Origin of the sequence: Acinetobacter sp. ANC 5045, assembly GCF_004331005.1 — a bacterium.
In the GTDB taxonomy this organism is placed as follows: domain Bacteria; phylum Pseudomonadota; class Gammaproteobacteria; order Pseudomonadales; family Moraxellaceae; genus Acinetobacter; species Acinetobacter towneri.
The window spans coordinates 13796-36206 of record NZ_SJNS01000024.1 but is presented as its reverse complement, the minus strand read 5'-3'; the positions used below and the strand labels follow the sequence as shown (position 1 = coordinate 36206).

The window sequence follows — 22411 nt, the reverse complement described above, 5'->3', positions numbered from 1 at the left end:
ATGATCAAACTCTTCAGTTAAAATCATTTTGAAGTTTTAATCTAAACTTCCAAATCTGGCTCATCAATTTTCTGACTTAAATTTCGCTCAAATAAACTTCGAGTAATTTAAACCAATCAATCAATGAAATATTTTCGATCAATCAATCAGTAAAAATCCACACAAGTTGTTCTTCATAATCTCTTAATGATCTTCTTGATGCTTCGTCAGCATCAAGCTAGGTCGGCTATATTACGCTTTATTTCTAAAGTGTCAACTGGTAATTTAAATTATTTTAAACTTTCTTTCTAAAACCCAACTCAATCATTCTCAACCAAGTCATTGTTTTATCAGAAGTTTTAATCTTCATCACCGCCGATGGATGTGCATTATAGGGCAAATATTTCGCCATGCAACCCCTCTTTTTAAGTTTTATCAGTTTTTTAATCCAAACGGTTATTTATTCGGCAAAATATTTTAAATCTGTATCATTCTTGCTCAAAATTAGCAGTATGCTTATTTTCAAATTTTAGCTACACTATTTTTATGTTCATTCGTGTTGTGTTGAAATGACTCAAAATTTAAAAATAATAACCTTGCTGTCATTTGTAGCAATGCAAACGCCTACTTTTTTGTATGCTGCACCCGCATCAAATCTTTATAGCACTACATTCTCTATTTTATCTTACGCAAAATGGGTACATGACACGCCCAAGCTCTGCGTCATAGACAATCATGCGATGGCACAACAATTCAAAAATGCCATGCACTCACATCATAACTACAGTATTCACGCTATTTCACTCAAAAATATTGCTCAAAGTGACTGCCAAATCTTAATTTTTTCCACGCTTTCTGCAGCACAAGAACAACACACCCTAAATACTCAAGTACAATTTCCAGCCCTATCTATTAGTTTGAACAATCTAGATTGTGAAACAGGCAGCGCATTCTGCATCTATAAGAAAAATCAGAATTATGCGTTTAAAGTGAATATGGAAAGTTTAACCCAGTCTAAAGTACATATTGATCCGCGGGTGTTATTGCTTGCCAAAACCACGGAGCCTAACTCATGAAGCAGTTATACTCCCCTATTACTTTGCATCAATTATTCACACGCGCACAACTCACTATTTTTGTTTTAACTTTTACAATTTGCTCTGGTATTTTTTTGGTGATCTCAACCTACACCATGAATGCTTATGCCAAAAATAGTCTGCAAAACTTATCTGCTGCGTTAAATGAGCGCATTCAGCCTGCAGTGGTTTTTAATGATCAAATAACACTGAACAAAATTCTCTCTGAACATACGCAGCGTTATTCTATTCGGTCGATTGAAGTACTATCACCCAAACAAACGCGTATTGCTTTTATTGAGCAGCAAGACTTAGATCATTTCTCAATTCAAGCTTTATTGGATTATTTGTTTTTTAATCATCCTGTTCGGCTGAGTATTGACCATGATCAGCAAAACTATGGCGAACTGGTGGTGTATGGAAACTCTAGTGACTTGGTCAGTTTCTTTTATAAAATCGTTTTAGGATTAATTTTCGGTTTTATTTTGCTTTTAATTGCTGTGTTTTGGTCAATTAATTCAATTTATCAATATCTCATGCAATCTTTAAGTTCTATTGTCAGCTCGGCACAGGAGATCAGTGCACAAAAAAATTATAAGCTGCGCGTTTCAAGTTCAGATATTCAAGAACTTCATGAACTGAGCTATGCCTTTAATGGCTTACTCAATGAAATTGAACAATCCCATAAAAATTTATTGGTTGAAAATCATAAACTGCAATTTCAGTCGCAATATGACAATTTAACGCAGTTGCCAAATCGTAATTATTTTTATGAAACACTGTTTAAGCTATTTACCCAGCCTTCCGCTACAGCTGCAGTATTTTTTTTAGATATTAATAATTTTAACCAAATCAATAACCAATTTGGGCATTTGACGGGCGATAATATTTTACGTGATTCATCACATTGTCTGATTCAAATTTTGCCCTCACATGCGTTTGTTGCGCGTTTAGGTGGCGATGAGTTTGCAGTAATCTTAACTGGCTCACACTCCACTGCAGAATTAGAGGATTATTGTCAAAAGATTCATGCTTGCTATACCTCTACATTTAAGTATGAACAGCAACAAGTTTCCTTAAATGTCAGTATTGGCGTAGCATTGATTGAATATGCAAAAACTCCTGAAAATTTAATTGCCGATGTCGATCGCGCAATGCTCAAAGCCAAACGTGATCAATCAAAATGGTATATTTCACCTCAATCAAACAATAAACAGGTTCCTTATGCTTAAAAAAGTTCTGATCGGCACACTTATTCTTGTTATGGTTTCACTCAGTGCTTGCATGAGTTTGGGGAATGTCAGCTATAAGCAGGCGCGCATGCTAAAACAAGAAGGCTTTATTTTAAGTGATGATGGCTGGACCTTAGCCCTGCCTGAACGCTTGTTATTTGGTTTTGATGAATACGCCATTCAAAATAGCCAAAAAGAACGCCTCAACCAATTGGCACAACAGCTGCATAAATATGACTTGGATAAACTCAAGTTTATTGGTCACACAGACAACGTAGGTTTAGCCAGCTACAATCAAACCCTATCGGAAAAACGCGCCCAAAATGTGGCTCAGATCTTTTTAGATCAGGGTTTTGAAAGAAAAAATATTCAGGTGATTGGACGTGGTGCAACACAACCAATGGTAAGCAATGACACACCAGCAAATCGTGCCACCAACCGACGCGTCAATGTGACGATTGTGCCTTAATAAAAAAGACACTAAAACTTTTCTTATATTGAGCCTCATTCTTGAGGCTTTTTTATGCTGACCAATAACTAATACGAAATCAATTTTAAACCAACAAGGCTTTCATAAATTTCAGGCATAAAAAAACCGCTTAACGCGGTATCTTTATTGACTTAACCATTTCTACTTAGTATCTGTTCTATTTAGAAAATGGTCGGAGCAGTAGGATTCGAACCTACGACCCCCTGGTCCCAAACCAGGTGCACTACCAGGCTGTGCTATGCTCCGTTTATCTCTCAAAGATATTGGGGTGAATGACGGGATTCGAACCCGCGACAACTGGAATCACAATCCAGGGCTCTACCAACTGAGCTACATCCACCATTATGTTTGGTTCTTTTATACCAAGCTACCAAAAAATGGCGCGCCTGACAGGATTCGAACCTGTGACCATCCGCTTAGAAGGCGGATGCTCTATCCAACTGAGCTACAGGCGCATGACCGATGATACATAATATCATGCGATACGTTGCCTTGAAGAATTGGTCGGAGCAGTAGGATTCGAACCTACGACCCCCTGGTCCCAAACCAGGTGCACTACCAGGCTGTGCTATGCTCCGATTCATCTCAGCTTTTTGTGTATCGCACATCGTGCGGTACGGTGTGCATTCTAGGCGCGACGCCCGAAGACGTCAACACCTATATTTAAAAAAAATTAAAAAAAAGCTTCAACCGTATATTTATCAAGCATTTTTGATATTTTTCAATCAATTTTAGCGTTTTAAGCTCGCACTGAAATTCAACATACGATCTAGTGGTAATTTAGCACGTTCTGCCATGGCAGGTTCAACGAATACTTCTTGATCACCTGTTTGCAATACATGCAAAATTCCATCCAATTCATTCATCGCCATCCACGGGCAGTGTGCGCATGAACGACAGGTTGCACCCTCACCTGCAGTTGGTGCTTCAATTAGAATTTTATTTGGTACAGCTTGCTGCATCTTGTAGAAAATACCGCGGTCTGTTGCCACAATTAAACGCTCGTGTGGCAAAGTTTTTGCCGCTTGAATAAGTTGCGAGGTACTGCCCACCGCATCAGCTACATCAACAACTGATTCTGGTGATTCTGGATGCACCAAAACTGCTGCATCCGGATACATGGCTTTCATATTGGCTATACCGCGTGAACGGAATTCTTCATGCACAATACACGAACCATCCCAAAGCAGCATATCTGCGCCAGTTTTCTTTTGAATATAGCGTCCTAAGTGCTGATCTGGCGCCCAAATGATTTTTTCACCTAAGCTATCGAGATGTTCAATAATTTCAACCGCACAGCTTGAGGTAACGACCCAATCTGCACGCGCTTTTACCGCAGCGGACGTGTTGGCATAAACCACGACTGTATGATCAGGATGCGCATCACAGAAGCGGCTAAACTCATCGACAGGACAACCTAAGTCTAGCGAACAAGTCGCTTCTAAAGTTGGCATAAGAATGGTTTTTTCTGGCGATAAAATTTTGGCAGTTTCGCCCATAAATTTTACACCAGCTACGACCAACGTGGTTGCCGCATGATCACGACCAAAACGTGCCATTTCCAGTGAATCCGAAACACAGCCACCTGTTAATTCAGCCAGTTCCTGTACTTCAGGATCGCAGTAATAATGGGCAACCAAGACAGCATTGTGCTTTTCGAGTTCTGCTTTAATTTGCGCAAATTTTTCCTGCTTGGCTTGCTCACTCAAATGATGTTCTTTGGTTTCACCCAAGCGATCTAAATGCGCCTGCACAATTGATTTGGCTTCATTGGCAATTAAATTGGTCGCATCATTCATAACAACGTCTTCTCTATCTTCATGCTTGCCCGAACACAAGCTTACTCAAGTCACTGATGATATGGGGGCAATTTGCTCATTCACCAGCCCTTTGCCGATTGAATGCTAAAAAAGCCTCACAACGGAGGCTTTATCACTCAATTTGAATTTTTACGAACGGTAATCCGCGTTGATCTTGACATAATCGTAAGACAAGTCACAAGTATAGACTGTATCTGTCGCTTGACCACGTCCTAAATTTACACGAATGGTCATTTCGGTTTGTGCCATGACTCGCGCCCCCGCTGCTTCGGTATAGTCGGCAGCAGCACCGCCATCTTTGCAAATTTGCACATCATCCAACCAAACCTGAATTTTTTCAACGTCTAAATTTGGCACGCCTGCATAACCAATTGCAGCAAGAATACGCCCCCAGTTTGGATCTGAGGCAAAAATGGCCGTTTTTACCAATGGTGAATGTGCAATGCTGTACGCAATATCACAACATTCTTGGGTATTGTCACCATCTTCAACACGTACCGTGATGAATTTTGTTGCACCTTCACCATCACGGATAATCAGTTGTGCCAAACGCAACATCACACGATTCAAAACATCTAATACCACAGCATAACGCGGGTCATTTTCACTGCAAATTTCAGTGCCACCCGCCTGACCTGTCGCCACCAAGATACATGAATCATTGGTCGAGGTATCGCCATCTACAGTAATACGGTTAAATGATTGTTCTACGCTGCGTTTGAGCAATTGCTGCAAGATGTCACGTTGAATTGGTGCATCGGTTGCAACATAGCTAAGCATGGTCGCCATATTTGGGCGAATCATACCTGCGCCTTTAGAAATGCCTGTCATACTATAAGTAATGCCATCTAACTCAAACTGCTCAGATGCACCTTTGGGTGTGGTATCTGTGGTCATAATACCTGTCGCAGCATCATGCCAAGCATCCTCACGTAACGATGCCAGCGCAGGTGCTAAACCAGCAACCAAGCGTTCAATCGGCAATTGCTCGCCAATCACACCTGTAGAAAATGGCAAAACTTCTTGGGTAGATACACCTGCCAATTCAGCCAATTTGGCACAGGTGATTTCTGCATTTTGCATACCCAATTTGCCTGTACCCGCATTGGCATTACCTGTATTAATGACCAAATAACGCGGATTGCCTTGAGCTAAATGTGCTTTGGACACATGCACAGGCGCAGCGCAAAATGCGTTTTGAGTAAATACGCCCACTACATTTGAGCCTGCTGCAAATTCAAAAATAACCAGGTCACGTCGGTTCTGATAACGCACATAAGCCTCTGCTGAACCAATTTTTACACCTTTGACCACATGCATGTGTGGCATAGAGACGTCACCAACTGCCATTTTGAAATTTCCAGTACAAATTTGAGAATGTCACAGCTTAGTGGAAATTGAAGAAAAAATCGAGCATCCACCCTGCTTGATTCAACTTTTGTTAATACACAAGGTCATATATAAAAAACCAGCCCGTATGGACTGGTTTTAATCTTCAATATAATGCATCAGCAACTAAAATTATACTGATTGAGCCTATTTGGATTATGGCGTAGTCGCAACCACGGTTTCACCCAATAAAGCCTGTTTTGCACGTTCTTGACTTGCTGCAGATAAAGCAGGATTTGCAGCCACAATACGATTTACATTGGCAGCATTCGCAGGTGCAATCGCTGCAGTATGCAACACGATTGGACGCTGATCTGGATTAGCAAAGGTATAACGAATACCTGTGCGTGGGCTTGCCACAGTCACGTGACCATTATCCACTTGTACCTGTGCAGTGGTCGCACCCACAGCAGCTTGAACTTTTGCAGGAGTTGTCGTTGTTGCCGCATTTGCAAATGCGAAAGTAGGCAAGCTCAAGGCAACAATCATTAAAGGTTGTAATACTTTTTTCATTTTTTGTTCCACACGTGGATATTGCATGTGCAAATAAATAGCATTTAATTCCAAAATCTGCAAATGCTATACACATCTTGCAAAACTATTACCACAAAGATTTTGCGCCCCAAAATACAAAAAGCAGAACCAAAGTTCTGCTTAAGTTGTAACAAGTCAGGTTTAGATTTTACCGTGACACTGTTTATATTTCAGTCCTGAACCACATGGGCATGGCGAGTTACGGCTTGCAGGTGGAACAACCGTTTGCTCAGCAGCACTGTACTGTGGTTCTGATTCAAAGGTTTCGCCCGTTAAACCATCTACATCAGCATGTGAAAGATTAAGCTGCATCGCTTCTGCTTGCGCTTGCTGTTGAGCTTCCATCGCTGCCAGTTCTTCAGGTGTTGGTACATGCACACGCGAAAGATCGGTCACGACATCGGCTTTAATCACGCCCAACATATTCACAAACAAGTTAAAGGCTTCTTTTTTGTACTCTTGCTCAGGGTTCTTTTGTGCATAACCACGTAAATGAATCCCTTGACGCAAATAGTCCATAGCCGCCAAATGATCTTTCCAGTGACGATCAAGTGAACTGAGCATAAAGTGGCGTTCTAGCATCGCAGCAGATTCATCACCCATTTGCTGACGACGTGCACGGTAACGTGTCACAATTTCATCGGCAATACGTTCAACCAAAGCTTCTTCATCTAGGCGACGATCATCTTCGAGCCATTGGTTAATTGGTAATTCGATGCCCAAATCATCACGCAAGGCACGCTCTAAACCATCAATATCCCATTGATCATGAATCGATTCTGGTGGAATATAATTGGCGATCATACCTGTGACCACTTCACGGTGCATTTCTTCAATATAGTCTTGCAGCGTGCTTTCTGCCAGAATATCATCACGCTGTGAATAAATGATCTTACGTTGTTCGTTGTTTACGTCATCGTATTTCAACAAGTTTTTACGGATGTCGAAGTTACGTGCCTCAACTTTACGCTGTGCATTTTCGATAGAGCGTGACACCATTTTGTGTTCAATCGCTTCATCTTCCTGCAAGCCCATAGCACGCATCATTGCTACAACACGATCACCTGCGAAAATACGCATTAAGTCATCTTCAAGTGACAAATAGAAACGTGACACGCCTGGGTCACCCTGACGACCTGCACGACCACGCAACTGGTTGTCAATACGGCGCGATTCGTGACGTTCTGAACCAATAATGTGTAAGCCACCTGAACTTAACACCATGTCGTGATTTTGTTCCCACTCTGCCTTTAAACGCGCTTCATCTTCAGGGGTTGGGTTTTCAATTTTGGCTAGCAGGGCTTTCCAGTTACCACCTAGCAAAATATCTGTACCACGGCCTGCCATGTTCGTGGCAATAGTCACCGCACGTGGTGAGCCTGCTTGCGCAATAATGTCAGCTTCGCGTTCGTGTTGCTTCGCGTTCAATACTTCGTGCTGAATACCCGCTTCACGCAGTTTATCCGATAAAATTTCTGAAGCTTCAATGGTCGCTGTACCAATCAGAATTGGTGCGACACCTGCTTCATGCACACGTTGAATTTCTTGAATAATCGCGTTGTATTTGCCTGTACGGTTTAAATAAATTAAATCGTTTTGGTCGTTACGAATCATTGGTCGGTGGGTTGGAATGATGACGACATCTAGACCATAAATTTCTTTCATTTCTGCAGCTTCAGTGTCTGCAGTACCCGTCATTCCTGACAGTTTTTTGTATAAACGGAAATAGTTCTGGAAGGTTGTGGTCGCTAAAGTCTGGTTTTCAGGCTGAATTTCCAGACCTTCTTTGGCTTCTACCGCTTGGTGCAGACCTTCTGACCAACGGCGACCAGGCATGGTACGACCTGTGTTTTCATCGACAATAATTACTTCACCATCATGGATGATGTAGTGCACGTTACGTTGATACAGGAAGTGCGCACGAATAGCTGCAGATACGTGATGCACCAAATTTAGGTTAGATGCAGAATACAGACTTTCTCCTTCTGCCAATAAACCCATTTGAATTAATTCATTTTCTACCGTTTCATAACCAATTTCGGTCATTTCTACAGTGCGTTGTTTTTCATCAATCCAGAAGTGTCCGCCATCTGCTACTTTTTCTTCTTTTTGCGCATGCAATTTTGGCGGAATGGTGTTGATTGCCGCATATAACTGCGATGAGTCATCGCTTTGACCAGAAATGATTAATGGTGTACGTGCTTCATCAATTAAGATCGAATCGACTTCGTCAATAATGGCATACGTCAGGCCACGCTGTTTTTTCTCACTCAGTGAGAACACCATGTTGTCACGCAAGTAGTCGAAACCAAATTCGTTATTGGTACCGTAAGTAATGTCTGCACGATAAGCCTGTGCTTTTTCAGTCGGGTCTTGCATGGAGTAGATAATGCCAATGCTTAAACCTAAAAACTCAAATAAAGGACGGTTGAGTTCAGCATCACGCTGCGCCAAGTAGTCGTTCACAGTAATGACGTGCACGCCCTGACCGCTTAAAGCATTTAAATAGCAGGCCAAAGTTCCCATTAGGGTTTTACCTTCACCTGTACGCATTTCTGCAATTTTACCTTCGTGCAAGGTAATACCACCAATCAACTGCACGTCATAGTGACGCATGCTCATGACACGTTTAGCCGCTTCACGACATACTGCAAATGCTTCTGGTAATAATTTATCTAAACTTTCGCCTTTGTTATAACGTTGTTTGAATTCTTCGGTTTTTGCAGATAAGTCTGCATCGCTTAAGGCAGATATCGTCGGCTCGAGCGCATTAATCTTGTCTACGATTTTACGCATGCGTTTGAGTTCGCGCTCATTTTTAGTACCGAAGATTCCTCCGATCAGACTTGCCAACATGAATAAACTCTCTAAATCTTGCTTGTCAAATAAATAGGTTTTTCTTAGTGGTTATTATGGTGCTAGAAATTTGAAGTACAAGGGTTTTGCACAAAAACCTATTAAAAATTCCAATCTCTACTTGCCATTTCTCGCTGCTAAGTGGCAGTTAATGTAACAAATTTCGAGCGGACGATATATAGCAATCACACATGAATCTATTTTGAAAATGCAATAAAAACGACACAGCATATTCAATTTACTCATAAGCACATACAAAAACACTATTTAATTCTGCAAAAGGAATGGCGCATAGTAGTACGCACACATCACACAACAAAACAAGACAGAGGTACACAATGACTATTCGCTTAGGTGACACTGCACCCAACTTCACGCAAGATTCAAATGAAGGCCCAATTGATTTTTATGAATTTTTAGGTGACAGCTGGGGCATTCTATTTTCGCATCCTGCCGACTACACACCTGTCTGCACCACCGAGCTAGGCTATACCGCAAAACTGAAAGATGAATTCAGCAAGCGCAATGTCAAAGCGATTGCACTTTCTGTAGATGATGCTGAATCTCACAAAGGCTGGATTCAAGATATTAACGAAACCCAAAACACGACGGTTAATTTCCCAATTCTTGCTGACCAAGATCGTAAAGTGTCTACCCTGTACGATTTTATTCACCCGAATGCCAGCGAAACACTGACTGTTCGCTCATTAATCATTATTGATCCAAATAAAAAAGTACGCTTGATCATTACTTATCCTGCTTCTACAGGACGTAATTTCCACGAAATTTTACGTGTGATTGATTCACTACAACTGACTGACAATTACAAAGTTGCAACGCCTGCCAACTGGCAAGATGGTGAAGATGTGGTGATCGTGCCTTCCATTCAGGATGAAGCGGAACTTAAAGAACGCTTCCCAAGTGGATATAAAGCCATCAAGCCTTATTTGCGTTTGACCAAACAACCGAACCGCACTTAATTAAGTGTTACATGAGCAAGCCTATCTTCGGATAGGCTTTTTACAATCAAAGCATTTGAAACACGCCTAAATTCAATCAGCATTAAAAAGGATTTAACCCAAAAGATTAAATCCTTTTTAATAAACATTTTGATCGAATGATCTAGTCGCGTTTATCTAACGGTATCCAGTCAATCACCCATGCAGATTTCATATTCAAACTTGGGTCTGCGGTAATTTTCTTGCGGGTTGCATCTGCAGCATCACGGTCTTTAGATGGCCCAACCATAATCCGAACCCCTTTAGACGTTGGACTTTGGGTAACTTTATAACCTTTGGCTTTCAGTTTTGCCGCCAAAGCATCGGCATTGGCTTGGTTAGCTGCCAAAGCCACTTGTACCATCCACTGCTTATCGCCTTCTTCCAATAACTTACGTGCTTTTTCAGCTTCAGCCTTTTTCTTGGCAGCTTCTTCAGCTTTGCGTTTTTCCTCGGCTTTACGCTTATCTTCGGCAGCCTTACGTTCTGCTTCTTTTTTCGATTCTGCTGCTTTGCGCTCTTGTTCAGCTTTACGTTTTGCATCGGCTTGGCGTTGTTCTTCCGCTTTGCGCTTCTCTTCTGCAATGCGTTTTTCTTCCGCTAAACGCTTTTCATCTGCTGCTTTTTTCTCTGCAGCACTACGCTCTTGCGCGGCTTTTAACTCAGCAGCTTTCTTGGCATCCGTTGCCTTTTGCTGCTCTAACTTCTTTTGCTGGGCAGCTTTTTCTTCAGCCAAACGCTTTTGCTTGGCTTGTTCATCTTCGACCAATTCCGGTGGAATATTGTCAGAACTTTGCTGCTGACCAGAACGCAATGCATTTAAGGCAGCATATTCTTCTGCAGCTTTACGCGCTGCTTCAGCTTCTGCCTGTTGTTGCATCGCTAAAAACTCAGCTGCACGTGCTTCTTGCTCCGCTACTGCTTTTTCACGCGCACGGCGCTGCTCTTCAAGCAGACGCTGCTCGGTTTGCACATCGACAGTTAAAGGTTGCAATTGCACCATTTCTGCCTGATTGGCATTTTTATGTTGAACTTGTTCGGCTTGGCTTGGGGTTTTCACATTATTTTGATGTATTTCTTCTTGCCCTTTTAAAAGCAATGCTGCCAATAAAACACCACCACCTAATAAAACAACGCCACCCATCCAGCGCTGTTTGTTATTCATTGACATTCTTCCAAATACTCCCATACCGCTTCTAAGGTATGAAATGATCCACATACCAAAATCAGCTGATTATTTTTTGTTTCATCCAGTGCTGATTTAAAAGCCAATTGTATACTGTCGAAGTGTTGTATTGTTTCGCCTTGCAAAGCCTGATCCAAAACCGTGATCTCTGCCGCACGAGGCACATTTAATGTGGCAATTTTCCACATTACGACACTATCTTTCAATAACTCAACCACAGAATTTATATCTTTATCTGCAAGCATTGAAAAAACACTGACCACTTCAGTGTACTGTTTATTGTAATTTAAGAAATTGCGCAATTGCTTTAACAAAAATTCAACGCCATGCGGGTTATGTCCTGCATCAAAAATCACGGTTTTGCCCTGAATTTGACGAATTTCAAAACGTCCCGCCAATTTGGCCGTTTGAATACCTTGTGCAATTGCATCTTGGGTGATTTCTAAACCACTGTGCAAGACTGCTGCCACAGCCGTTGAAATATTATCAAGTGCCAAGCTGCCTGCGGGAAGTTTTAAGGTGCAGCCCGATGCAGCAAACATCCACGACTCACCATCTTGCATGTCCCGATAAAAATAATCACGATTCAGGGTAAACAATGGTGCATTACAAGCTGCTGCCTTATCTTGAATAGCTTGAGGCAAATCTTGCTGACCTGCAAAAATGACAGGAATGTTAGGACGAATAATGCCTGCTTTTTCATAGGCAATTTTTTCGATGCTATCGCCTAACCAATCGACATGGTCTAAACCGATATTGGTAATAACCGCCACATCTGGATTAACGACATTGACCACATCTAAGCGTCCGCCTAAACCGACTTCAAGCACCCACACATCGCAGTCACGTGCTTTAAAAATCACAAAGGCTGCCAAAGTCGTGGCTTCAAAGAAAGATAAACTCAGATCGCAATCACGTCGTGCTTGATCGACTTGCACAAAAGCATCAATCAAACTTTGGTCATCGACCTCGACACCTGCTAATTTGACCCGTTCATTAAAACGGTAAATATGCGGCGATTGGTACAACCCAACCCGATAGCCCTGCGCATTTAAAATAGCCGCTAAAGTGGTTGTGGTTGAGCCTTTGCCATTGGTTCCCGCAACCGTAATGACTTTAGCTTTAGGATGGGTTACACCCAATTTTTCTGCAACGGGAATGACCCGTTCCAAACCTAAATCAATACCCGTAACGTGAACATGGCTCCAATAATTGAGCCATGTGTTTAAATCATCGGTTGCAAGAGGTGCTGTGTTCAAGGCAAGTTCATCAGTTTCGCAAGAATACGATAAACTGTATCACGTAATGCATGACGATGGACAATTTGATCGACCACACCATGATCAAGTAAGTATTCTGCACGTTGGAACGGTTCTTCCAGTTTTTCACGTACAGTTTGCTCAATGACACGTTTACCCGCAAAACCAATCATCGCTTTAGGTTCTGCAATGTGCACATCACCCAGCATCGCCAATGATGCAGTTACACCACCATATACAGGATGTGTTAATACTACGATGTAAGGTAAGCCTGCTTCTTTCATACGTTGAATTGCTGCAGAAGTACGCGCCATTTGCATTAATGACAACATGCCTTCTTGCATACGCGCACCGCCCGATGCTGCGAAGCAAATTAACGGTTGTTTTTGCTGAATCGCACGTTCAGCAGCTTGCACAAAACGGTCACCCACTACGGTACCCATTGAGCCGCCCATAAAATCAAACTCAAATGCACAAGCAATGACTGGCATATCTTTTAATAAGCCCTGCATCACCACTAAAGCTTCGGTTTCACCCGTTTTCTTTTGCGCTTCAGTCATACGCTCAGGATAAGCTTTGCTGTCTACAAATTTGAGTGGGTCTTTGGCAGAGAATTCTTGACCTAATTCGTTTTGCACTTGATCAAAGAACCAAGTTAAACGCTCACGCGCTTTCATACGTAAATGTTCATCACATTGTGGGCATACATAAGCGTTGAACGACATTGCCGTACGTGTCACCAAGGCATGACATTCTGGACATTCAATCGTTGGTTCAGTAAAGATCGCTTTTAACGCTTGTTGCTCATCTGGTGTTTCAATACCAGGTACACCACGTGCAGTCCACGGCGTCGATGGGCTTAGAATTTTCCCTGTTTTCACTTCTTGACTCATACTAACTCATCGAGCGCAGCTCGAAGCTCCTTCACTTTATTAACCGTTGCAATGACGGCTTGTTCTGGTGCTAAGCTCGCAAATTGTTTTACAAAAGCACTTCCGACAATGACTGCGTCGGCAGCCGCGCCCATTGCTTTGGCAGATGCAGCATCACTGATGCCAAAACCCACACCCACAGGCACGTTGGTTACAGCTTTAATCTGTTGGATGCGGGTTGCTGCTTCTGCAACATCAAGTGTTGCTGCACCCGTCACGCCTTTCAAAGAAACATAATAAATAAAGCCACTGGCTTGGTTTGCAACAAATTGAATACGCTCTGGTGTAGAAGTTGGCGCTAACAAGAAAATTTGATTCATCCCATATTTATTCAGGACTTCATCAAATTCTTGGGCTTCTTCAGGTGGTAAATCGACCAGAAGTACACCATCGACACCACAGTCATGTGCATATTCAACAAACTTTTCATAACCAATGACTTCTACAGGGTTTAAATATCCCATCAATACCACAGGAGTTTCCTGATCTTTTTGACGGAACTCTTTGACCATGTTTAAAGCATCTAGCGTATTGGTTCCACCTGCCAACGCTCGCTCTGCAGCGAGGGCAATTACTGGACCATCAGCCATTGGGTCTGAAAACGGCAAACCTAATTCAACGACATCTACCCCTGCCTCGACCATTTGATGTAACAACGGAACTGTGACTTCTGGATGAGGGTCACCTGCCATAACATAAGAAACCAAGGCCTTACGCTGTTGAGATTCAAGCTGTGCAAATCGTGTGGCTAAACGTGACATAGGGTTGTATTTTCCTTGAATGATTAAAACTGAGACAGTTGCTATTGTAGAAATACAAATTGACCCATTGTAACGCTATTTTTTACTCAATGAATAGCGCACAGGCATGAGTTGCTGCATTTCTGTTTGCAAAACGATTTATTCAGAACAACCGCGAGGCTACATTTACTGATATTTGCGCTTTTTTCTCAATGATCAAAGATGCCTAATTTTGCCTGCTTATCGGTTTTTGAAACTTGCTCAATCGTGCTTTTAAATTTAAAAATATTGATAAAAATAAACAACTTCAGGTTTTATCTTAGGCTTTATCAACCTTGCAAAAGCTGATTCGGTCATGGCTACACACAGCTTATTTTCAATCTCTTAGCGCGAAATCACCTGTTGATAATGAGCCAATCCATACTATTTATGGCGTATTTTGCTGTAGAGAAAGCGCATCCTCAGCTTGCTGCAACTGCTGTTTACGTTTTAGCAAGGTCTGTCCTGTGCAGGCTTTATAGGCACGCGCCAAAGCCGATTGGTCTGAATAACCCAACAACTGTGCAATATCGCTTAGGCTCACATTTTGTCGCAGTAAGTTTTCACAGCGCTGCATCCGTTCTATTTCAAGAATCTGTTTAAAACCCGTACCTTCCTGTTTAAGCTGACGCTGTAACGTACGCCCTGAACGAAATAAACGCTGCGCCACCCATTCAATGCTCGGCACTTGCTGTTCATAACGTAAATAATGCGCCACCTGCTCTTGGACTTGCTGCTGCACGGTTTCTAATTGTGGTTTTAACGCAATCGCATCTTCAGCTTGTTTGGTGAGTAAATGAATTAAAGAGGGATCGGCTTGCTGTGGTTTTAAACTGAGGCTTTCTAAATTTAAAACAATTTGATATTCCGCTTGCTTAAATAAAACCTTACAACCATAAAACTTTTCATAATGCAGCATCGCCATACGCGGTGCATGGGCAAAATGAATCTCCCGTATCGGAGAGTGTTGAAAATCAAAAATTTGCATGGCCAATTGAGTCATACAGGCAAAAGTCATTTCATGAACCAAGCTGTATTTTTCATCCACCAATGGCCATGATAAATATAAAGCATCTGATTGTTGTTCCAGTCGCATTGGTACGGCTGCCGTACCATCCACCACCAAGCGACTAAAACGCATCATATATTGAATGGCTTCTGCAACACTGTTACTACGCGATGCCATATAGCCAAGCACGCCAAAATGTTCAGGCTGAATATAACGTGCCAATTCAAAAACGAGCGTTGGACAATCTAAAAACTGAATACTGTGTTGGATGATCTCGTTAAAAAACTGATAGGACGATTGGGTATCCATGGGCAATGCCAACACATGCTGTAACTGCTGCAATTGTGCAGGCGAAAATCCAAGCTGCTCAGGAACTCTGCCCTGTGCAGATAAATAGCGTAACCAAAGTTGATAATAACCATTCGGAATTTGAATTTCGCTCATGTGCTTGCTCATTTTGACATGCATCATTTTCTTTTGTCGCTTAATGTATAAAAACTGGCAAATACTGTCAAAACAAATCTGCCAAAGCCCGACATACTGCAAACAGGATTGACCAGAGTGAAATAAAATAAAATGAATGCACTTGTCCAATATCATGCTGCGCCCATAGTACGCAGCAATCTCGATTTTAAATTAGCCGATGTGCCGCGTTACTGGTTTGCAGGTGACCCGTTTTTAACCCGCATGTTTGATGCTTTGAGCCTGACTTTTCCTGATGGCGAGCGTTATTTCATTCAATCGGTACGTTTGTTCCGTGATCAAATTCAAGACCCTGACTTAAAACAGCGTGTTGCCGATTTTATTCGACAAGAAGCTCAGCACGGCATTGCACACGACAAAATGAATCAGGTCATGAAAGATCAAGGCATGCCTGTAGATCAGTTTATTCAGCGTCTAAACAAAGTGTTTAAGTTTGAACTGAAATATCGCTCGCCCCAATACAACATCGCCATGACAGCAGCTGCGGAACATTTAACCGCACTTATGGCAGAAACTTTTTATGGCGAAAAAGACACGCTGCAAGATGCACATCCTTATGTCCGTGCTTTATTTGCATGGCATGCGATTGAAGAAATGGAACATCGTGATGTGGCGTTTGATGTGATGCAACAGGTGGGCAATGTGCCTGAAGTGACTCGAAAAATGGCGTTGGTGCTGACCACAGGTTTAATGTTCGGATTTACCCTGTACCGCGCCAATGTCATGCTGAGATGCGATGGGTTTAATCGTACCCAGCGCCTTAAAATGAATGTACGTGGCTTGCAATGGCTGTTTGGCAAACAAGGGAAATTACGCAAAATGCAATCACAATATCGTGATTGGTTTAAACCTGACTTTCACCCTAGCCAACATCCAATCATCGCGCAATATGATGTCTGGCTTGAGACTTTGGCGCAAACAGGCGACCCAATTCAGGCAGGTGAAGCATTTTGGCAGGCAGGAAAATAAAGCTTTTATTTTGCTTGGTTTTTAACCAATAAACACCTAAGCATTGCTTAACTTTATACAAACTTGCCTCTAATATCTCTATATAAAGTAATACATAAGGCAATGCTGAGTCATATCTTATTATTTCTTATTTATGAGTGACTCATACCGTTTTGGCGCAAGAGATCGCTGTTACTGTTACAGCTCCATCTCCTACGCAGAAAAAGGTTTTAGTCCTGATTCATAATAAAAAAGTATTGGCGATAATATTTCAGCTCAGCAATCGAATCACGAATATCATCCATCGCCAAATGCGACGCATTCTTTTTCAAACCGCTCATAATTTCTGGACGCCAGCGCTTTGCCAACTCTTTCACTGATGAAACATCCAAATTACGATAATGGAAGTACTGTTCCAATTCAGGCATTAAACGGTGTAAAAAACGGCGGTCTTGGCAAATTGAGTTGCCACACATTGGCGATGTTTTAGGATTAACCCATTTTTTCAGAAACTCAATAGTTTGCTGTTCTGCATCCTGCGCAGTGAGTTTGCTGCGACGCACACGCTCAATTAAGCCCGATTGTCCATGCTGACGTGTATTCCACTCATCCATGGCATTTAAAATACGATCAGGTTGATGCACAGCCAGCACAGGACCTTCTGCCAAAATATTTAAATGATCATCGGTCACAATGGTAGCCACTTCAATAATTTGGTCGTTATCGGTATCTAAACCTGTCATTTCCAAATCAATCCAAATGAGGCGAGTATCAGGCGTGCTGCTCATAAATGTGCAATCTTATTCGGCTTAAAAACAACATAGTAGCAAATTTCTTGCTTCTTGGCTGTAACTGTGCCCCCGCTTCATGCTATTTTTACCATCCTGAGTTCATGGTTTTTTAGGATATGAATGGCTTTAATTCGTAAGCGTCGATTGACTGAACAACAGCAACGTCGAATTGAAAAACAACACAAGTCACGTCAGGCAGACATTGACACTTCACATGATTTAGAAGGCTTGGTGGTACAACACTATGGTCGTCAATTAGAAGTGCAGGCTTTATCTGTTCCTGAAATTCATCCTGAAAAACCTGTGGTGCACGCAGGTGAGCCTGAACCGTTTTGGAAACCTATCGAAATAGGCAGCATTTGGCGTTGTCATACTCGCACCAATTTAGAATTATTGGTGACGGGAGATCGGGTCAAATGGCAAGCCGATCCGAATACAGGTTTAGGGATTATTACCGCGATTCATCCACGCCAATCTTTATTGACCCGACCTGATCGTTATCACAAAGTTAAACCTGTTGCCGCCAATATCAGTTTGATTGTGATTGTTTTTGCGCCTTTGCCTGAACCTGCACCGGGCTTGATTGACCGCTATTTGGTTGCTTGTGCCGATGCCGATATTCCCGCCTTATTGGTTTTAAACAAATCTGATTTACTCAAAGAAAACGACCCGATTTTAGACTTGCTCAAGGAATATCAAGACTTGGGATATGAAGTTATGCAAACCCAATCCGATGCGAATTTAGAGCATTTAGCGGCACGTTTAGCAGGTGAAACGGTAGCTTTTGTCGGGCAATCGGGCGTGGGTAAAAGCTCGCTGATTAATGCCATCGTGCCCGAAGCGGCGCAAAAGACCAATATCATTTCGGAAAACTCGGCACTTGGACAGCACACCACAACCTCTACTCGTTTAATTGGCTTTGGAGATGGTGCTGCCTTAATTGACTCACCGGGGATTCGTGAATTTGGTTTGTGGCACTTGAGCCAAGATAAAATTCAAAATGGTTTTCCTGAAATTGAAAACCTGTTGGGTCATTGCCAATTCCGCAACTGTACCCATAAACATGAAAAGCAATGTGCGCTGCGACTGGCTGCTGCAGAAGGCGAAATTTTATCGCGTCGTTTAGACAGTTATTTAAGACTGTGTGATGAAATTGCCGAAGCGCAACAAAAAAATTAATTTTATTGTGGCGCTGCCCTTGAAGCGGTGTTTTTGATCGCCATATTTATACGCTATACTCTTGAACAATTTTGACATTGTAATTTAGGTGACTTGTGGAACGTTGGTTCGAATTTATGGGGAATCATCCCTTCTTATTTGGGACGCTGGCTGTATTGGTAGTGTTGTTCTTTGTGTTAGAAGGTCAACGCAATGGTCGCAAAATTTCCCCACAATCTTTGGGTATTTTAGTCAAAGCTAAAAATGCCATGTTGATTGATTTACGTGATGCCAAAGATTTCCGTGAAGGTCATATCAGTGGTAGCCGCAATATTCCCTATAGCCAAATTACCAAGCATGTTGAAGAGTTAAAAACCTCAGATCGCCCATTGGTCTTTATCTGTAACTTGGGTCAGGTTGCAGGCAGTGCTTTACAACAGGTCGCACATACCGATGCCTATCGTTTAGATGGCGGTATTAGCAACTGGAAAGCACAAGGTTTACCTTTAGTAAAAAGCAAATAGTTTTACCCAATATTTTTCGCAAGGAGAACAATCATGGCTGAAGTCACTATTTATTCAACGACTGTATGTCCATACTGCATTCGTGCAAAACAACTCCTTGAGCGTAAAGGCGTTGCCTATAAAGAAATTAATTTGTCGAATGAAGCGCCTGAAGTACGTGTTGAATTAATGCAACGCACCAATCATCGTACCGTTCCACAAATTTTCATCAATGACCAGTTTATTGGCGGCTTTGACCAATTATATGCGTTAGATCGCGAAGGCAAGCTCGATCAATTATTGGCATAAACATAACACGATAACCAACTCTTAAGGATTTAACATGAGTGAAGAACAACAAGCTCAACCACAATTGGCATTAGAGCGTATTTATACCAAAGACATTTCTTTTGAAGTTCCTGGGGCACAAGTATTTACCAAAGAATGGCAGCCTGAATTGAACATCAACCTGTCATCTTCTGCAGAAAAAATTGATCCAACCCACTTTGAAGTAGCATTAAAAGTTGTGGTTCAAGCCAACAACGCAGGCGATACTGCATTTATTGTTGATGTTACCCAAGCTGGTATTTTCCTGATTGATGGCGTTGAAGAAGAGCGTTTACCGTACATTCTTGGCGCATACTGCCCGAACATTTTGTTCCCATTCTTGCGTGAAGCAGTGAATGATATGGTTACCAAAGGCAGCTTTCCACAATTATTGTTAACGCCAATCAACTTCGATGCCGAGTTTGAAGCCAATATGCAACGTGCTCAAGCCGCTGCAGCTGAAGGTCAAGCTTAATTCGCGATTGGATATAAAAAAACCGCTGAAATTTCAGCGGTTTTTTATGTCATCCGTTTGCTGATGGACGATCAAAATTAAAAATCATCATCCTGAGATGGATCTCGATACAAGGCATCATGAATCGCTTCGACCAATTGCTGCGCAATTTCCTGTTTCGAGGCTTTTTCCAAATCGCGTTTTTCCATACGGTAGCTTTCGGCAAAAAATACCGTCATGGCATTTTCATCGGAAGCAAAACCAATATCGGCACGGGAAACGTCATTGCAGGCAATCATATCTAGCTTTTTCGCCACCAACTTGCCTGCTGCATACTCTTCTACATTGCGGGTTTCTGCAGCAAAGCCAACCATAAACGGACGTTTTTCCTGTTGTGCAATGGTCGCAACAATATCAGGGTTTTTGACCAACGCCACATTCAGCTCATCGCCTAATTTTTTAATTTTGTGTTCCGCTATTTCTGCCACGCGGTAATCTGCCACCGCGGCTGTAGCGATGAAAATATCACAGCCTTGTTCAAGCATCTGCAAACTGGTATCTAGCATTTGAATTGCAGAAGACACATTAATTCGCTGTACCCCATTTGGCGTATCTAAACTAACTGGGCCTGCAATAAGCGTGACTTTTGCCCCTGCTGCATAACAGGCTGCAGCCAAAGAAAAACCCATTTTGCCTGTACTATGGTTAGAAATATAACGCACAGGGTCTAAAGCTTCGCGGGTTGGGCCTGCTGTAATGGTGACATTTTTGCCTGCCAACATGCCAAATTTTTCCACCAAAGCACGCTGTGCCTGATGAAAATACTGCGTCACCTGATGCGCCAAATCTTCAGGTTCTGGCATACGCCCTAAACCAACATCTCCACAGGCTTGTTCGCCCGCATCGGGCATAATTACATGCACGCCATCTTCCACCAAAGTGGTTAAGTTACGCTGTGTGGCTTTGGCTGCCCACATTTGCTGATTCATGGCAGGTGCAACCCAAACTGGTGCACTGGTGGCTAAATATAAAGTACTGAGCAAATCATCGGCCAGACCTGCAGCAAATTTGGCTAAGGTGTCGCAACTGGCGGGCGCAACCAAAATTAAATCGGCCCACCGTGCCAATTCAATATGCCCCATGCCTGCTTCGGCTTCGGTATCTAATAATTCGGTATGTACTGGATTGCCTGACAGTGCTTGAAAGGTCAGCGGTGTAATAAAAGCTTGTGCCCCCTTGGTCATGACCACGCGAACACTAAACCCCGCATCCTTTAAACGACGCACTAAAATCGCACTTTTATAGGCCGCAATGCCGCCTGTCACAGCTAAAATAATATTTTTATGAGGGAGGACGCTTAAATCGAAGCTCACAAATAAGCCACCTTTTTGTTGCAGTGGCGCTCACAATAGCATTAAATAATGTCATTCCCAAGAGATCTGTTGGGATTTAAGTTTCAAATTTAGAATAAAAAAGTCAAATAACAATGCATTTATCTATTAAACATTGGCCTGAACAAGAACGGCCACGTGAGCGTCTGATTCAAAATGGTGCTGCAAGTTTGTCCGATGCCGAACTACTGGCTATTTTCCTGCGCTCAGGCTCGCAACAACATTCTGCGGTGGAGTTGGCACGATTGCTAATTCAGCATTTTGGCAATCTCACTACTTTACTCGATGCACCCATTGCCGAGTTGTGTCAATTTCACGGCATGGGTAACAGTAAATATTCACAGCTCATGGCAGTTAAAGAACTCGGACGGCGTTATGTGGCTGAACATTTAAAACAAGATGCGCTAGAGCTTAGCAACTCCAAACGTTTGATGGAGTATTTGCGTTTTGAACTTTTGGGCGAAACCCAAGAAGTGTTTGCGGTACTTTGTCTAGATGCCTGTTTACGCAAAATCAGCTTTAAAAAGTTATTTTATGGCGCAGTGAATTCGTGTGAAATTTCTATTAATCAATTGCTGCGTTTTGCAATTAGCCAACACGCTACGGCGATTGTGATTGCACACAATCATCCTTTCGGATTGCCACATCCCTCACGTGCAGATTTAATCCTGACGCAGCAGATTCAGCAAGCCTGTCAGTTGCTAGAGCTGCGTTTGATCGATCACTGTATCATCTCAAGTGAAGGTAATTTTTCCTTTGCCGAACAACAACTGCTTAAATTTGAGCACACTTAAAATTTGCATATTGACAAAGCCTG

General features: G+C 42.3%; 21 protein-coding genes and 4 tRNA genes. 10 read left to right on the top strand and 15 right to left on the bottom strand.

Features of this window, described 5'->3' with window-relative positions; genetic code table 11:
* Nucleotides 1-548 precede the first annotated feature (548 nt).
* Genes E0H79_RS13920 through E0H79_RS13910 form a run of 3 tightly spaced genes read left to right on the top strand, consistent with a single transcriptional unit; the run spans nucleotide 549 to nucleotide 2756 of the window.
* Nucleotides 549-1055: a YfiR family protein gene (locus E0H79_RS13920; protein ID WP_004976281.1), complete on the top strand. Its 507-nt coding sequence runs from the start codon at nucleotides 549-551 to the stop codon at nucleotides 1053-1055.
* A complete protein-coding gene (locus E0H79_RS13915; protein ID WP_131261961.1) occupies nucleotides 1052-2287 on the top strand; it encodes a diguanylate cyclase domain-containing protein in 1236 nt (411 codons plus the stop codon). Before E0H79_RS13920 ends, E0H79_RS13915 begins: the two co-directional genes overlap by 4 nt.
* Nucleotides 2280-2756 carry an OmpA family protein gene (locus E0H79_RS13910; RefSeq protein ID WP_004976277.1) on the top strand — a complete coding sequence of 159 codons (477 nt, stop codon included), beginning with the start codon at nucleotides 2280-2282 and terminating at the stop codon, nucleotides 2754-2756. Before E0H79_RS13915 ends, E0H79_RS13910 begins: the two co-directional genes overlap by 8 nt.
* Nucleotides 2757-2946: 190 nt before the next feature.
* On the opposite strand, the gene E0H79_RS13905 is transcribed toward E0H79_RS13910, so the two are convergent.
* The 8 genes from E0H79_RS13905 to secA form a co-directional block, all read right to left on the bottom strand.
* Nucleotides 2947-3023 (bottom strand) — tRNA-Pro (locus E0H79_RS13905).
* An 18-nt stretch (nucleotides 3024-3041) separates the two neighbouring features.
* A tRNA-His gene (locus tag E0H79_RS13900) sits at nucleotides 3042-3117 on the bottom strand.
* A 38-nt stretch (nucleotides 3118-3155) separates the two neighbouring features.
* Nucleotides 3156-3232: transfer RNA gene (locus tag E0H79_RS13895), tRNA-Arg, on the bottom strand.
* A 46-nt stretch (nucleotides 3233-3278) separates the two neighbouring features.
* Nucleotides 3279-3355: transfer RNA gene (locus E0H79_RS13890), tRNA-Pro, on the bottom strand.
* Nucleotides 3356-3508: 153 nt separating this feature from the next.
* Nucleotides 3509-4576, bottom strand: coding sequence for a quinolinate synthase NadA (nadA, locus tag E0H79_RS13885; protein ID WP_026438463.1), 1068 nt, complete (start codon nucleotides 4574-4576; stop codon nucleotides 3509-3511).
* Nucleotides 4577-4726: 150 nt separating this feature from the next.
* Complete coding sequence (gene argJ / locus E0H79_RS13880) at nucleotides 4727-5947, bottom strand: bifunctional glutamate N-acetyltransferase/amino-acid acetyltransferase ArgJ (protein ID WP_131261960.1); 1221 nt, start codon at nucleotides 5945-5947, stop codon at nucleotides 4727-4729.
* A gap of 195 nt (nucleotides 5948-6142) precedes the next feature.
* Nucleotides 6143-6499 carry a hypothetical protein gene (locus tag E0H79_RS13875; RefSeq protein WP_026438462.1) on the bottom strand — a complete coding sequence of 119 codons (357 nt, stop codon included), beginning with the start codon at nucleotides 6497-6499 and terminating at the stop codon, nucleotides 6143-6145.
* 162 nt (nucleotides 6500-6661) lie between these two features.
* On the bottom strand, nucleotides 6662-9376 hold the full coding sequence (gene secA / locus E0H79_RS13870; protein WP_096902402.1) for a preprotein translocase subunit SecA: 2715 nt from the start codon (nucleotides 9374-9376) through the stop codon (nucleotides 6662-6664).
* Nucleotides 9377-9714: 338 nt separating this feature from the next.
* Here secA and E0H79_RS13865 point away from each other — a divergent pair, with 338 nt between their 5' ends.
* A complete protein-coding gene (locus E0H79_RS13865) occupies nucleotides 9715-10356 on the top strand; it encodes a peroxiredoxin (protein WP_004976269.1) in 642 nt (213 codons plus the stop codon).
* Nucleotides 10357-10498: 142 nt separating this feature from the next.
* On the opposite strand, the gene E0H79_RS13860 is transcribed toward E0H79_RS13865, so the two are convergent.
* The 5 genes from E0H79_RS13860 to E0H79_RS13840 form a co-directional block, all read right to left on the bottom strand.
* Nucleotides 10499-11539: an SPOR domain-containing protein gene (locus E0H79_RS13860; RefSeq protein ID WP_004976266.1), complete on the bottom strand. Its 1041-nt coding sequence runs from the start codon at nucleotides 11537-11539 to the stop codon at nucleotides 10499-10501.
* A complete protein-coding gene (folC, locus tag E0H79_RS13855) occupies nucleotides 11536-12819 on the bottom strand; it encodes a bifunctional tetrahydrofolate synthase/dihydrofolate synthase (protein WP_131261959.1) in 1284 nt (427 codons plus the stop codon). Before folC ends, E0H79_RS13860 begins: the two co-directional genes overlap by 4 nt.
* Complete coding sequence (gene accD / locus E0H79_RS13850) at nucleotides 12816-13712, bottom strand: acetyl-CoA carboxylase, carboxyltransferase subunit beta (protein WP_004976262.1); 897 nt, start codon at nucleotides 13710-13712, stop codon at nucleotides 12816-12818. Before accD ends, folC begins: the two co-directional genes overlap by 4 nt.
* Nucleotides 13709-14512, bottom strand: a complete 804-nt coding sequence (trpA, locus tag E0H79_RS13845; protein WP_004976260.1) for a tryptophan synthase subunit alpha — start codon at nucleotides 14510-14512, stop codon at nucleotides 13709-13711. Before trpA ends, accD begins: the two co-directional genes overlap by 4 nt.
* Nucleotides 14513-14918: 406 nt before the next feature.
* Nucleotides 14919-15983: an AraC family transcriptional regulator gene (locus E0H79_RS13840; protein ID WP_131261958.1), complete on the bottom strand. Its 1065-nt coding sequence runs from the start codon at nucleotides 15981-15983 to the stop codon at nucleotides 14919-14921.
* A gap of 132 nt (nucleotides 15984-16115) precedes the next feature.
* Between E0H79_RS13840 and E0H79_RS13835 the strand changes: the two genes are divergently transcribed.
* Nucleotides 16116-16991, top strand: coding sequence for a metal-dependent hydrolase (locus E0H79_RS13835; protein ID WP_131261957.1), 876 nt, complete (start codon nucleotides 16116-16118; stop codon nucleotides 16989-16991).
* A 209-nt stretch (nucleotides 16992-17200) separates the two neighbouring features.
* Here E0H79_RS13835 and orn read toward each other — a convergent pair whose 3' ends face one another.
* On the bottom strand, nucleotides 17201-17758 hold the full coding sequence (orn, locus tag E0H79_RS13830; protein ID WP_004976254.1) for an oligoribonuclease: 558 nt from the start codon (nucleotides 17756-17758) through the stop codon (nucleotides 17201-17203).
* 123 nt (nucleotides 17759-17881) lie between these two features.
* On the opposite strand from orn, the gene rsgA reads away from it, so the two are divergent.
* The 4 genes from rsgA to secB all read left to right on the top strand — a co-directional run bounded on the left by rsgA (nucleotide 17882) and on the right by secB (nucleotide 20224).
* On the top strand, nucleotides 17882-18940 hold the full coding sequence (gene rsgA / locus E0H79_RS13825; RefSeq protein ID WP_096902409.1) for a small ribosomal subunit biogenesis GTPase RsgA: 1059 nt from the start codon (nucleotides 17882-17884) through the stop codon (nucleotides 18938-18940).
* Nucleotides 18941-19035: 95 nt separating this feature from the next.
* Nucleotides 19036-19443, top strand: a complete 408-nt coding sequence (locus tag E0H79_RS13820) for a rhodanese-like domain-containing protein (protein ID WP_004976250.1) — start codon at nucleotides 19036-19038, stop codon at nucleotides 19441-19443.
* A 33-nt stretch (nucleotides 19444-19476) separates the two neighbouring features.
* A complete protein-coding gene (grxC, locus tag E0H79_RS13815) occupies nucleotides 19477-19731 on the top strand; it encodes a glutaredoxin 3 (protein ID WP_004976247.1) in 255 nt (84 codons plus the stop codon).
* 34 nt (nucleotides 19732-19765) lie between these two features.
* On the top strand, nucleotides 19766-20224 hold the full coding sequence (gene secB / locus E0H79_RS13810; RefSeq protein ID WP_004976246.1) for a protein-export chaperone SecB: 459 nt from the start codon (nucleotides 19766-19768) through the stop codon (nucleotides 20222-20224).
* Nucleotides 20225-20301: 77 nt separating this feature from the next.
* On the opposite strand, the gene coaBC is transcribed toward secB, so the two are convergent.
* Nucleotides 20302-21576, bottom strand: coding sequence for a bifunctional phosphopantothenoylcysteine decarboxylase/phosphopantothenate--cysteine ligase CoaBC (gene coaBC / locus E0H79_RS13805; RefSeq protein ID WP_131261956.1), 1275 nt, complete (start codon nucleotides 21574-21576; stop codon nucleotides 20302-20304).
* A 113-nt stretch (nucleotides 21577-21689) separates the two neighbouring features.
* Between coaBC and radC the strand changes: the two genes are divergently transcribed.
* Nucleotides 21690-22388 (top strand): RadC family protein, encoded by a 699-nt coding sequence (radC, locus tag E0H79_RS13800; RefSeq protein ID WP_104853058.1) that lies wholly within the window; start codon nucleotides 21690-21692, stop codon nucleotides 22386-22388.
* Nucleotides 22389-22411: the final 23 nt, after the last annotated feature.